Origin of the sequence: Sphingomonas sp. LaA6.9 (genome assembly GCF_022601895.1) — a bacterium.
Taxonomy (GTDB): Bacteria; Pseudomonadota; Alphaproteobacteria; order Sphingomonadales; family Sphingomonadaceae; genus Sphingobium_A.
Window position 1 is genome coordinate 1 of record NZ_JAKVIO010000013.1, and the last position, 12,588, is coordinate 12,588.

Sequence of the window (12,588 nt, forward strand, 5' to 3'; positions counted from 1 at the left end):
CCAGAGCATGCGCGCGGTGATCTTTTCGAGGCCGGGCCAGGGATTGTAGGTGCGCGAGGCGTCGAGCTGGTAGATCAGGTCGTTGGCGTCGCGGTCCTTGATTGTGCGCGCGAAGCTCGTGTCGAGATTGGCTTCGGCCTCAGCGCGCGTCGGGAATTGCTGCTGGAGCGCGAGCGGGTTGGCGCCTGCGAGTATCAGCAGGTCGGCGGCGGTGCGCAGGCCCAATGCGGGCTGGGCGGTGTAGTTGCCGGCGCTCCATGCGGGGTCTGCCTTGATCCCGTCGATCGCCATCTTGCGCCACATGCGGTTCATGCCCGCAATCTCGACGGGGAGGCACGCGAAGGGCGCGAGCGCTTGCGCGAAATCGGGGTGTGCCTCTCCCCAGACAAAGGCGTGCATGCAGCCCATCGAGGTGCCGAGGATCAGCTCCAGTTTCGTGACCTTGAGGCCCTCGACGAGCATGCGCCGCTGCGCCTCGACCATGTCGTCATAGTCGTATTTGGGGAACGTCGTCTTCATGCCGTCGCTCGGCTTTGACGAGGCGCCGTGGCCTATATTGTCGGGCAGGATGACGTAGTAACGCGTGATGTCGAGCGGCTGGCCGGGGCCGTAAAGCTCGCCCGCGAATTGCGGGGAGAGAAACTGCTTGCCGCTGCCGCCGGTGCCGTGGAGCACCATCACCGCATTGTCGATCTCACCCTTCGCATTGCGGTGGGGCGTGCCGAGCGTGGTGTAGTGGATGCGGAGCTCGGGGAGCTTTTCGCCCGAGCGGAAGGTGAAGTCCTTGAGGACCGCATCACCTTCCTTTGTCGGCAGGGTCTGGGCGGCAGCGGGGAGGGCGGCTGCGAGGAGGAGGGCGGAAATTGCTTTGGAGATCATGCGCATGGGCAATCGTACCGCTTGCTTGACTGGTACGCAAACACACCTCGGCCGCTCATCCTGAGGAGGGGCTGAGCGAAGACGAAGACCCGTCTCGAAGGATCAACATCGAACCGTCCTTCGAGACGCCGTTTCGGCAAGCTCAACGGCTCCTCAGGATGAGCGGGAATAGGAACACCGGCATGGCGCTACTGCCCGAAACCCGCTTCCCCCGCGATCCTGACGGCTTCCTTTGCGGCGGCGAAGAGCGCGCCTGACTTGGCCTCGCATTCGCGCTGCTCATAGGCGGGGTCCGAATCGGCGACGATGCCCGCGCCCGCCTGGACGTGCATGACGCCGTCCTTCACCACCGCGGTTCTGAGAACAATGCAGCTGTCCATCGAGCCGTCGGGGGAGAAATAGCCGACGCCGCCGGCATAGGCGCCGCGCGTTTCGGGTTCGAGCTCGGCGATGATCTCGCACGCGCGGACCTTGGGCGCGCCCGAGACGGTGCCGGCGGGAAAGCCCGCGAAGAGCGCGTCGAGCGCGTCCTTCTTCGGATCGAGGCGGCCGACCACGTTCGAGACGATGTGCATGACGTGGCTGTAGAATTCGACGGTGTAGCTGTCGGTAACCTGCACCGTTCCCGCCTCCGCCACGCGGCCGACATCGTTGCGGCCGAGATCGAGCAGCATCAGATGCTCGGCGCGTTCCTTGGGATCGGCGAGCAGGCTGGCCTTGTTCTCGGCGTCCTCGGCGGCGGTCTTGCCGCGCGGACGCGTGCCCGCGATCGGCCTGATCGTCACCTCGCCATCGCGCGCGCGGACGAGGATCTCGGGGCTCGACCCGATCAGCGCGAAGCCCGGCATGTCGAGATAATAGAGGAAGGGCGAGGGATTGATGCGCCGCAAGGACCGGTAAAGGTCGAAGGGCGGAAGCGGGAAGGGCGTTGTGAAGCGCTGCGCGAGCACGACCTGAAAGATGTCGCCCGCGGCGATATAGTCCTTGGCCTTCGCGACCATCTCGCCATAGCGGCCCGGCGCGAGCATGGGAGTCGACGCGATTTCGGGCAGGTCGGCGGGCTTTTGGCTCGCGGGCAGCGGGGCGGCGAGGCGCGCGGCGGCGGTCTCGATCCGCTCCTCGGCCAGTGCGACCTTCTCTTCGGGCGTGCCGGGCGCATCGGGCCAGACCGGCGAGACGAAGAACAGCTCGTCGGCGAGCCGATCGAAGATCAGGATCATCGTCGGGCGGACGAAAAGCATGTCGGGCAGTGCGAGCGGGTTTGCCGGCGGGCGGGGCAGCTTTTCGACGAGCCCCACGGTCTCATAGCCGAAATAGCCGACAAGGCAGGCGAGCGCGCGGGGGAGTGCAGCGGGCACGTCCATCCGGCACTGTGCGACAAGCGCACGCAAGGCCGACAGCGCATCGCCATTGACGGGCACGAAGGCATCGCGGTCCGACAGCCACCCGGCATTGATCGTCGCCGCGTTGCCATCGGCGCGAAAGACGAGATCGGGGGCGAGCCCGATCAGGCTGTGGCGCCCGCGCGTCTCCCCACCCTCGACCGATTCGAGCAGGAAGTCGCCGCGATCGGGTTCCATCAGCTTGAGCGCCGCCGATACCGGGGTGTCGGTATCGGCGATCTGGCGGCGCCAGACGAGCGCGGGCCGGCCCGCCTTCAGCGCGTCAACGGCGGCGAGGGTCACTGCACGGAGTCGGTGCCGGCGAGCTGGCGCTTCAGCGTGGCGGCGGCCTTTTCATTGCGCTTCACGCCGAGTTCCGCCTTGGCGGCATTGGCGAATTGCGAGACGTATTCCTGCCCTGTCACGCGCGTCATCTCGGCCTGGAGACTGGCGACGAGCTGGGGCTGGCTGGCGATGTCGCCGGGCGTGATCTTGTCCAGATAGACGATGAACCAGCCCTGCTTGCCCGGCGCCTCGAGCCGCTTGGTGCGCTTTTCGACCATCGAGAAGAGCAGCGCGAGCGGCGGCGGAACGCGCTGGCCGCCCGCGGTGAGTTCCATGCGCCGGCCGCCGATCGATTCGGGGGCGGGCAGCTTCACGCCCGCCTCGCTGATCGCCTGTGCGAGCGGCACGCCCTTCGACGCCTTGGCGACGATGGCATCGGCGATCGCTTTGGCCTGACGCGAGGCGCGCTCAAGCTCGAACGCCTTGACGACCTGATCGCGGATCTGCGCGAGCGGACGCGGCGCGGCGGGCACGATGCGCTCGACGTCGGACAGCGCATATTGCTCGCCCTGGGCGATGGTTTCGACCATCGGATCATCGTCGACCGCGGCATCGAAGGCGGGCTCGATCAGGCGGATAAAGGCCGGGTCGGGTCGGAAATTCGGCGAATCGGGGTCGACGCCTGCCGAGGTGATTGGCGGAGTAGACACCGCCTGAAGCCCGTTGGCCTTCACCACTTCGTCAAAGGTCGCGCCGTCGGCGATCGCATCCTCGATCTTTGCAGCAAGGTCGGCGACGGCAGCATCGAGCTTCTGCTTCGCGAGCGTCGCGGTGATCTCGGCGCGGACCGAATCGAGCGACTTGGCGGGGATCGTCTGGATCGCATCCACGCGGACGACGTGCCAGCCAAGACCCGAACGCTGCGGTGCGGTGACGGCGCCCTGCGCGGCCGAAAAGGCTGCGTCGGCGACGGCCTTCGACGCGAGGTCGGTCAGCTTTGCGCGATCCTGGGCGGCGAGCGTTGCGGGCTCGAGCCCGGCCTGCTGCGCGGCGGCGGCGAAGCTGGTGCCAGCCTTCACCTTGGCTTCGAAGGCGCGCGCGGCATTCTGGTCCTGCAGGATCACCTGCGTCAGATTGCGGGTCTCGCTGGCGGCGTATTTCGCGGCGTCGGCCTTGTAGGCGGCCGCGATCTCGGCTTCGGTCGGCTTCGCCTTGTCGGCCAGCATCGCCTTGCCAAAGGGCGCGTAGCGGATCACGCGGCGCTCGGGCACGGTGTAGCGCGCCGCATTCTGCTTGTAATAGGCGTCGAGCTCGGCCTGGGTTGGCGGATTGCCCCGGGCCATCGCCGCCGAAGGAACGAAGCCGACAAGCCCGCTGCGCGATTCGAGCGTGAGCGCCGCATAGGGGCGCGCGATCGCTGCGGGAACGCGCGACGCGCCCGCCACTGGCACGAGCATCTGACGGGTGAAGAGGTCGGCGCTGATATCGTCGCGGAGCTGCTTTTCGGTCACCTTGCGCTGGGCGAGGACCGAAAGGAAGGTGGTGCGGTCGAACTGGCCATTGGGTCCGTTGAATGCCGGGATGCTCGCGATCTCGCCATCGACAAGCCGCTTGCTGACCCCAAGCCCGACCGATCTTGCGAACTCCTCGAGCGCGCGCACGTTGATCATCTGTTCGAGCGTGTCCTCGAAGCCACCGGCGTTGACGAAGCTCGTCATGTCGATCCCGGGCATCTGCCGCCGCTGGACGTCAAGCTGGTTGTTCACGCGCATCGACAATTCCTCGGTGGAAATGTCGTGCTTGCCGACTTCGGCGACGGTGCTGCCACCCAGGGCCGAGCCCGACCCCATCGAACCGGTGATGTCGGCACCCGCGAACGAGATCGCGACGAGCACGATGAACACGAAGCTGACGATCAGCCCGATCCTGGAATTGAAGAGGCTGCGGAGAAAGGTGATCATGCTGCGGCTCGTCGCTCGAATAAAGGAAGTGAAGCGCTGCTTTAGGGGGCAGACCTTTTTTCGACAAGGCATCGGCGATATGGCCCGCGCGGAATCACACAAAGCGGAATCATCAAGGGAGCCCGATACATGGCATTGCGCAAACTGGTCGCCGGAAACTGGAAGATGAACGGCGATCGTGCCCAGCTGGCCGAACTCGACGCCATCGCGGCCGCAGCGGTCGCAAAATCGGGGGTGGATGTCGCGATCTGCCCGCCCTTCACGCTGATTGCGCCCGCGGCGGAGCGCCAGCCCGCACTTCCGATCGGGGCACAGGATTGTCATGCCGCGCCCAGCGGTGCGCATACCGGATGCGTTTCCGCGGCGATGCTCCGCGAGGCCGGAGCGAAGCTCGCCATCGTCGGGCACAGCGAGCGTCGTACCGACAACCATGAAGCTGATTCCGAGATTTGCGCCAAGGCCGAGGCGGCGATCGCGGCAGGGCTGATTGCAATCGTGTGCGTTGGCGAGACCGAAGAAGAACGCGATACGGACCGCGCGCTTTCCGTTGTCGAAGACCAACTCGACGGATCGGTGCCGCCCACGGGAACCGGGGATACGCTGGTTGTCGCCTATGAACCCGTCTGGGCGATCGGGACGGGGCGCACGCCCTCGGTGGCCGACGTTGCCGAGATGCACGCGGCGATCCGCGCGCGGCTGGTTTCGTTGCTGGGCGCCGAAGGCGAAAAGGTCCGCATTCTCTATGGCGGCTCGGTCAAGCCCTCCAACGCCGCAGAACTGCTAGGCGTCAAGGACGTCGACGGTGCACTCGTCGGCGGCGCGAGCCTGAAAGCGGCGGACTTCGTTCCCATCATCGAAGCTGCTGGCTGAGGACGTTTCCGCGCCGTTTCGGTCGAATAGATAACGCTGGGCTGCAAATTAGACCCACTCATCCTGAGGAGGGACTGAGCTTGGCGAAGGCCCGTCTCGAAGGGCTGGTATCGCTATGTCCTTCGAGACGGGCCTTCGCCGGGCTCAACGGCTCCTCAGGATGAGCGGAGGCATTGATATGTTCTACGCGCGCCGGATCACCTTCTTTATCGAGCCGCATGTCGCGCACTCATCCTCTTCGCGCACAAAGTCGCTGGTCGTCTCAAGCGCACCCGTTACCCTGGCTGATTGCTGGCGGCGGGAGAGGGTAAGGGCGTCGGCAATGCAATCATCGCAGAATGCTCGGGGGCGGCCTTCGGCAATATAGCTATTCACGCGTCGCGCTATTGTATCCATATTGTATCCATAATCCCTCCCTGCCTTCGCTTGGCACACAGTACCGCGGAAGAGAGGTCACCGGCGGTGTTCAAGCTGACGCACGTTGGCTTGTCTCGCGTGTTGAACATCCGGACGCGAGCGGGTATGGGGCAGCGCTTCATCTCTCCAGAATGTCGGCAAAAGCACTCATGTTCCAATTCCTGCTCGTCGTTCACGCCATCATCGCAGCAGCGCTTGTCGCGGTGATTCTCATGCAGCGTTCGGAAGGCGGCGGCCTGGGCATGGGCGGCAGCCCGTCGGGCCTGATGTCGGCGCGTGGCGCTGCCGATTTCCTGACGCGCGCGACGACCATCCTTGCGACGCTGTTCGTGGTGATGTGCATCGCGCTGGCCGCGCTCGCATCGTTCCGCACCTCGGGCACCGAGCTCGACACCTCGCTGGCGCGCCAGCCCGCAACCGCGCCCGTCGAAGGGGCGCCGCTGGGCGGCGAGGCGGCACCGGTGCAGCCGGTTCCGACCACCGATCCGCTCGCAGGTGCGACCGGAGCGCCCGCCGCTCCCGCGGCTGCGCCGGCGCAGAGCGCGCCGGCACCGCGCAGCGAACGCCGCGCGGCTCCGGCCAATCCCGATCCCGTGACGAGCACCGCGCCCGTCGCACCGCCGCCGGCAGTGCGCACGAGCAATGCCGCGGCGCCCGCTTCGAATAGTTCGGAAGCGCCGAACCCCTAAATCGACCCGTTTTTAGGGTCTTGACGCAATTTTACTGGCGGGCGCCAGATTCGGGCGCTTGCCGTAACCATATCTACAGGTCTAAGCCTTTTCTCCCATGGCGCGGTTCATATTCATCACCGGCGGCGTGGTCTCCTCGCTTGGCAAAGGACTCATGGCGGCAAGCCTTGCCGCCCTTTTGCAGGCGCGTGGCTATCGCGTGCGCATTCGCAAGTTCGATCCCTATCTGAACGTCGATCCGGGGACGATGTCTCCCTATCAGCACGGCGAGGTCTATGTGACCGACGACGGCGCGGAGACCGACCTCGATCTGGGGCATTATGAACGCTTCACGGGCGTTCCGAGCCGACAGTCGGACAATGTCACTTCGGGTCGTATCTATCAGACGATCATCCAGAAGGAGCGTCGCGGCGATTATCTGGGCGCGACCGTCCAGGTGATTCCGCACGTGACCGACGCGATCAAGGAATTCGCGCGCAACGAGGTCGACGATGTCGATTTCGTGCTGTGCGAGATCGGCGGCACGGTGGGCGACATCGAATCGCTGCCCTTCATGGAGGCGATCCGCCAGCTTCGGAACGATCTGGGCCGCAACAACAGCGTGTTCGTCCATGTGACGCTGGTGCCCTATATCGCGGCCGCGGGCGAGCTGAAGACCAAGCCGACGCAGCACAGCGTGCGCGACCTGACCTCGCTCGGCATCCAGCCCGATGTGCTCGTCTGCCGCTGCGAGCGACCGCTCCCCGAGAGCGAGCGCGCCAAGATCGCGCTGTTCTGCAACGTGCCCAAGGAAGCCGTGATCCCGGCGCTGGACGCGTCGAGCATCTATGGCGTGCCGCTGCAATATCATGCGGAAGGCCTCGACAATGCGGTTCTCGCAGCCTTCGGGATCGACGCAGGCGCGGCCCCGGCACTGACGCGCTGGGACGATATCATGGACCGCCTCGGCAATCCCGAGGGCGAGGTCACGATCGGCGTGGTCGGCAAATATGTCGGGCTTGCCGATGCCTACAAGTCGCTCAACGAGGCGCTGGTGCATGGCGGCATCGCCAACCGCGTCAAGGTCAATGTCCGCTGGATCGATGCCGAACTGTTCGAGAAGGGCGAGGCGGACATCGCGGCACAGCTAGAGCCGATGCACGCGATCCTCGTGCCTGGCGGCTTTGGCGAGCGCGGATCGGAAGGCAAGATCGCGAGCGTGAAGTTCGCGCGCGAGCGCAACGTGCCCTTTTTCGGAATCTGCCTCGGCATGCAGATGGCATGCATCGAGGGCGCGCGGAACACGGCGGGGATCGCGAGCGCATCGACCACCGAATTCGGCCCGACCGACGAGCCCGTGGTTGGCCTGATCACCGAGTGGATGACCGCCGAAGGCCTGCAGAAGCGCGAGGAAGGCGGCGATCTGGGTGGCACGATGCGACTTGGCGCCTATGACGCGAAGCTGACGGGCAACAGCCATGTCGCGAGCATCTACGGCAAGACCGACATCAGCGAGCGCCACCGGCATCGCTATGAGGTCAACGTCCATTACCGCGATCCGCTGGAAAAGGGCGGCCTCGTCTTTTCGGGCATGTCGCCGGACGGCACGCTTCCCGAAATCGTCGAACGGCCCGACCATCCCTGGTTCGTGGGTGTGCAGTTCCATCCGGAATTGAAATCCAAGCCGTTCGATCCGCATCCGCTTTTCGCAAGCTTCATCGCGGCGGCGCTCAAGCAGAGCCGGCTGGTCTGAGAACAAGGTCGGCCGTTGTGCTGGCCTTTGCGCACGCATCGGAAGTGCGCACGCTTGATTCGCTTGGATTTTATCACGCCCTTTCGATATGGTGCCGTTGGTGTTCCGTGCCGAAAGGGGGGAAATGAAGGCCGAGCAACTCTCTGCGCTGCTGCCCCAGCATTCGATTTTCGCGTCCTGCAGCGAGGAAGAACTCGCCGCGATCATCCTGCACGGCGCCCTCCACAGCTACAAAAAGGGCAGGGACATCGTGGCGCAGGGCGACGAAGGCACCTCGCTCTTCATCCTACTCACGGGCACCGCGCGGATTTCGATGGTGGCCAGCAATGGCCGCGAGATCATCCTCGATTATGCCGAACCCGGCAGCGTGATCGGCGAGATCGCGCTGCTCGACGGCGGCGAACGCACAGCATCGGTGACCGCGCTCGAAGAGGTGAGCGCGCTCAGGCTGTCGCGCGAGAGCTTCGAGAGCATCGTTTCGCAGCATCATGGCATGGCGCTCAGGATCATGCGCGAGCTTGCCCGCCGGCTGCGTCAGGCCAATGCGACGATCGAAAGCGATCGCGCCTATGCGACCGGGCCCAGGCTTGCGCGTTTCCTGCAGCGGCTGACGCTCAGCGGCGGCACCGACGGGCGCCTGCGCCTCGATCTGAGCCAGGGCGAACTCGGCATGTTCGCGGGAATGTCACGCGAACAGATTAACCGTCAGCTGGGGGCCTGGTCCGACTCGGGGATCATCGCGCTCCAGGGCGGGCGGATACGGATTACGGACAGCACCCTGTTGGCGGAGATTGCCGAAACGGCCGAATAGGCTTGGTCGTCCGGGTCCCTGCGACCCTGGCCCGGACGACATAGCAATCGGTGGCAATCGCGCTTTGGGTGTCCTGGGGCAGCCGCCCACCGAGGCGCCGGCTGCCCCTTTTTTTCAGGGGCCGGAACGCGAAAAGGGCGCCCCGACGTGATCGCCGGGGCGCCCCAGAGGTGAGATTGGAGTTGGAATCAGGCAGCGTCACGCTGCTCGATCAGCTTGCCCTCTTCGATGGGGGTTGCCGACCCGATCGCGATCTTCTGCGGTTTCATGGCTTCCGGAATCTCGCGCACCAGATCGACGGTCAACAGGCCATCCTGAAGGTTGGCGCTCTCGACGCGCACGAAATCCGCAAGTTCGAAGCGGCGCTCGAAGTTGCGGCTGGCGATTCCGACGTGCAGATAGTTGGTGCGGTCCTGACTGACGCTATCCTTTTCGCCCTTGATCAGCAGCAGATTCTGCTGCGCGGTGATATCGATCTCTTCGGACTTGAAGCCGGCGACGGCCAGCGTGATCCGGTAGCGGTCCTCGCTCAGCCGTTCGAGGTCGAAGGGCGGATAGTTGTCGCTCTGCTGCTGGCGAGCGCTGTTTTCGAGCAGATCGAACAGCCGGTCGAAACCAACGGTGGAGCGGCGATATGGGGTGAAGTCGAATGTCCTCATCTTTCAAATCCTCCAATGAGCAAAATGAAAAACATGTCGGGCCCGAAAGCGGCGCCCGGCTTGCGTCCGGCCCTGAAAAGCTACCGGACATGACGAATCTAGGTGAGGCAAAATCGGTTTCAAGAGATGGGACGCACCCTGGAAATGACAAGTGCCCGGATCGTTTCCGATCCGGGCACCCGCGTGACGAATGCTCGTCAGCCCCCTTGGATTGACTTCGGCGCGCTTCCGGTCCGCTCCCTTAAACGTCCCGTTGGGCGAAGCCTTTTCCCCGAACCACGGCCTTTGGCCTGCGTTTCAGCATGCGGACGCTACGCAAAGCGATTTGGCTTGTCATCGCCCGAATCGCGACGACGCTACGATTGCCTTAACCCTGTGTTCATTTGGCAACAGGCTCAGGGTGTTGCCAGTGCCCCGACTTCTTCCTAGACCGCGATGCAACATGCCCGCTTTGCCAAGGCTTCTTCCATGATCCTTTCCCGCTACGAGCGGATGATCGCCAAACGTTATCTGCTGCCGGGAAAGGGGGAGGGATTCATCTTCCTCGTTGCCGGAATCAGCCTGTTCGCGGTGATGCTGGGCGTTGCCGCGCTCATCATCGTGATGAGCGTCATGAACGGCTTTCGCGCCGAACTGTTCGACAAGATCACCGGACTGAACGGCCATGCCGTGGTGCAGGGATATGGCGGCCGGCTCGACGACTGGCAGCAGGTGCTGATCGAGGCGAAGAAGACGCCCGGCGTGACCTCCGCGACGCCGCTGATCGAGCAGCCGCTGATGGCGAGCGCTGACGGACGCGTCGAAGGCGTGCTCGTCCGCGGCATGACGCTCGAGGATATCCGGGGCAATGCGCAGATCGCGGGCAATGTCCGCCAGGGGAGCCTGAACGCGCTCCAGCCCGACAGCGACAATATCGCGATCGGGGCGCGGCTGGCCGAGGCGCTCGGCGTACGCGTCGGCAGCACGATCAGCCTGATCAGTCCGCAGGGGCTGACAACGCCCTTCGGCAGCGTGCCCAGGATCGTAAGCTACCGTGTGGCGGCGATTTTCGAGGTCGGCGTCTATGACTACGACAAGGCGTTCGTCGTGATGCCAATGGCGAACGCGCAACTGCTGCTGCTGATGGGCGACGCGGTGAGCATGATCGAGGTCGAGACCGTCGATCCTGACAGGGTCGGGCCGATCCTGGCGCCGCTGGCGCAGACGGTGGCGGGCAAGGCGATCATTTCCGACTGGCGCTCGATGAATGCGCAGCTCTTCGAAGCGCTCGCCGTCGAGCGTGTCGCGATGTTCGTGGTGCTTTCAATCATCATCCTCGTCGCGGTGTTCAACATATTGTCGTCGCTCATCATGCTCGTGCGCGCGAAGAGCCGCGACATCGCGATCCTGCGCACCATGGGCGCGACGCGTGGCGGGCTGATCAAGATCTTCGTGACGGTGGGGGTGACGATCGGCACGCTCGGCATTGTCGCGGGACTGATCCTCGGCGCGATCTTCCTGTTCTTCCGCCAGTCGGTGGTGAATTTCATCCAGCTCATCACGGGGCAGAATCTGTGGGATCCCTCGATCCGTTTCCTCACCGAACTGCCCGCGAAAACCGATCCTTTCGAGGTGGCGGGCATCTGCGCAATGGCACTGATCTTCAGCTTCCTCGCCACGCTTTACCCCGCCTTCAAGGCGGCGAGCACCGATCCCGTGCAGGTGCTGCGCTATGAGTGACATCCTGGCCACCACCAACCTGCGCCGCAGCTTCATCCAGGGCGAAGAGACGATCGAGGTGCTGCGCGGCATCGACCTGCATGTCTCCCCCGGCGAGATCGTCGCGCTGCTCGGACCCTCGGGGTCGGGCAAGTCGACCCTGCTCCAGGCGGTCGGGCTGCTCGAGGGCGGGTTCGAAGGCTCGATCCGGATCAGGGGACAGGAAGCCGCGAAGCTCGACAATGACGGGCGCACCACGCTGCGCCGCGATGCGCTGGGCTTCGTCTATCAGTTCCACCACCTGCTTCCCGACTTCAACGCCGAGGAAAATGTCGTTCTGCCCCAGCTCATCCACGGGGCTGACAATCCGGCCGCGCATGCGCGCGCGCAGTCGCTGCTGACGTCGCTGGGGCTCGGGCACCGGCTCAGCCACCGGCCGAGCCAGCTTTCGGGCGGTGAACAGCAGCGGGTTGCGGTCGCGCGCGCGCTGGCCAACCGGCCCGCGCTGGTGCTCGCCGACGAGCCCACGGGCAATCTCGACGAGCATACCGCCGATATCGTGCTCGCCGAGTTCCTGCGGCTGGTGCGCGAGGAAGGCTCGGCAGCGCTGGTCGCGACGCATAACGAGCGGCTTGCGGCAAAGATGGACCGCGTGGTGAGGCTGCACGAAGGGGTGCTTGAATAGGGAGGTGACGATGACGGCGGTAACGGATTTCGCGGTGAAGCTGCCTGATGGCGCCGAGCAGAAGCTCGCCGGCTATGCGGGCAAGGTGCTGCTGATCGTCAATGTCGCGTCCAAATGCGGATTTACGCCGCAATATAGCGGGCTCGAGGCGCTGTATCGCAAGTACAGGGACCGCGGCTTCGAGATCCTTGCCTTTCCGTGCAACCAGTTTGGCGCGCAGGAGCCGGGCAATGCGGAGGAGATCAAGAATTTCTGCTCGCTGACCTATGACGTGACATTCCCGCTCTTCGCGAAGATCGAGGTCAACGGCGCGGGCGCGGACCCGCTTTACGACTATCTCAAGGCCGCAAGGCCGGGGGTCATGGGCACCAAGGCGATCAAGTGGAACTTCACCAAGTTTCTGGTCGATCGCGCGGGCAATCCGGTGAAGCGCTACGCGCCCAACGACACGCCGGAATCGCTCGAGAAGGACATTGAAAAGCTGCTTTGAGCCTCTGTCATTCCCGCGAAAGCGGGAATC

10 protein-coding genes and 1 pseudogene are annotated in these 12,588 nt (G+C 64.7%); 7 read left to right on the forward strand and 4 right to left on the reverse strand.

The genetic code is table 11. The features are described 5' to 3' along the window. From MKI88_RS08680 to MKI88_RS08690, 3 genes are all read right to left on the reverse strand, one after another. On the reverse strand, positions 1–879 hold an 879-nt coding region (locus tag MKI88_RS08680), incomplete at its 3' end, for an alpha/beta fold hydrolase (protein WP_241630869.1). 188 nt (positions 880–1,067) lie between these two features. After that, positions 1,068–2,564, reverse strand: a complete 1,497-nt coding sequence (trpE, locus tag MKI88_RS08685) for an anthranilate synthase component I (RefSeq protein WP_241630871.1) — start codon at positions 2,562–2,564, stop codon at positions 1,068–1,070. Further along, entirely contained in the window at positions 2,561–4,507 is a 1,947-nt protein-coding gene (locus MKI88_RS08690; protein ID WP_241630873.1) for a SurA N-terminal domain-containing protein, read from the reverse strand. Before MKI88_RS08690 ends, trpE begins: the two co-directional genes overlap by 4 nt. A gap of 129 nt (positions 4,508–4,636) precedes the next feature. Between MKI88_RS08690 and tpiA the strand changes: the two genes are divergently transcribed. The 4 genes and pseudogenes from tpiA to MKI88_RS08710 all read left to right on the forward strand — a co-directional run bounded on the left by tpiA (position 4,637) and on the right by MKI88_RS08710 (position 9,026). Further along, positions 4,637–5,377 (forward strand): triose-phosphate isomerase, encoded by a 741-nt coding sequence (gene tpiA, locus MKI88_RS08695; protein ID WP_241630875.1) that lies wholly within the window; start codon positions 4,637–4,639, stop codon positions 5,375–5,377. Positions 5,378–5,943: 566 nt separating this feature from the next. Beyond that, positions 5,944–6,345, forward strand: a pseudogene (secG, locus tag MKI88_RS08700) (preprotein translocase subunit SecG); the annotation flags it as partial. A gap of 235 nt (positions 6,346–6,580) precedes the next feature. Then, entirely contained in the window at positions 6,581–8,215 is a 1,635-nt protein-coding gene (locus MKI88_RS08705; protein ID WP_241630878.1) for a CTP synthase, read from the forward strand. Between the two features lie 124 nt (positions 8,216–8,339). Continuing rightward, a complete protein-coding gene (locus tag MKI88_RS08710; protein ID WP_241630879.1) occupies positions 8,340–9,026 on the forward strand; it encodes a Crp/Fnr family transcriptional regulator in 687 nt (228 codons plus the stop codon). A gap of 188 nt (positions 9,027–9,214) precedes the next feature. On the opposite strand, the gene MKI88_RS08715 is transcribed toward MKI88_RS08710, so the two are convergent. Beyond that, positions 9,215–9,685, reverse strand: coding sequence for an Hsp20 family protein (locus MKI88_RS08715; protein WP_241630881.1), 471 nt, complete (start codon positions 9,683–9,685; stop codon positions 9,215–9,217). Between the two features lie 468 nt (positions 9,686–10,153). On the opposite strand from MKI88_RS08715, the gene MKI88_RS08720 reads away from it, so the two are divergent. Genes MKI88_RS08720 through MKI88_RS08730 form a run of 3 tightly spaced genes read left to right on the forward strand, consistent with a single transcriptional unit; the run spans position 10,154 to position 12,558 of the window. Further along, positions 10,154–11,404, forward strand: a complete 1,251-nt coding sequence (locus MKI88_RS08720) for a lipoprotein-releasing ABC transporter permease subunit (protein ID WP_241630883.1) — start codon at positions 10,154–10,156, stop codon at positions 11,402–11,404. Beyond that, positions 11,397–12,068, forward strand: coding sequence for an ABC transporter ATP-binding protein (locus tag MKI88_RS08725; RefSeq protein ID WP_241630885.1), 672 nt, complete (start codon positions 11,397–11,399; stop codon positions 12,066–12,068). The genes MKI88_RS08720 and MKI88_RS08725 overlap by 8 nt, the downstream gene beginning before the upstream one ends. 10 nt (positions 12,069–12,078) lie before the next feature. Then, positions 12,079–12,558 carry a glutathione peroxidase gene (locus MKI88_RS08730; protein WP_241630886.1) on the forward strand — a complete coding sequence of 160 codons (480 nt, stop codon included), beginning with the start codon at positions 12,079–12,081 and terminating at the stop codon, positions 12,556–12,558. The last annotated feature ends 30 nt before the right edge of the window (positions 12,559–12,588 follow it).

Bases quoted from the DNA above. Each gene is read 5' to 3' on its own strand.
- MKI88_RS08690 (WP_241630873.1), bottom strand. From the start codon at position 4,507: ATGATCACCTTTCTCCGCAGCCTCTTCAATTCCAGGATCGGGCTGATC.
- tpiA (WP_241630875.1), top strand. From the start codon at position 4,637: ATGGCATTGCGCAAACTGGTCGCCGGAAACTGGAAGATGAACGGCGAT.
- MKI88_RS08705 (WP_241630878.1), top strand. From the start codon at position 6,581: ATGGCGCGGTTCATATTCATCACCGGCGGCGTGGTCTCCTCGCTTGGC.
- MKI88_RS08710 (WP_241630879.1), top strand. From the start codon at position 8,340: ATGAAGGCCGAGCAACTCTCTGCGCTGCTGCCCCAGCATTCGATTTTC.
- MKI88_RS08715 (WP_241630881.1), bottom strand. From the start codon at position 9,685: ATGAGGACATTCGACTTCACCCCATATCGCCGCTCCACCGTTGGTTTC.
- MKI88_RS08720 (WP_241630883.1), top strand. From the start codon at position 10,154: ATGATCCTTTCCCGCTACGAGCGGATGATCGCCAAACGTTATCTGCTG.
- MKI88_RS08725 (WP_241630885.1), top strand. From the start codon at position 11,397: ATGAGTGACATCCTGGCCACCACCAACCTGCGCCGCAGCTTCATCCAG.
- MKI88_RS08730 (WP_241630886.1), top strand. From the start codon at position 12,079: ATGACGGCGGTAACGGATTTCGCGGTGAAGCTGCCTGATGGCGCCGAG.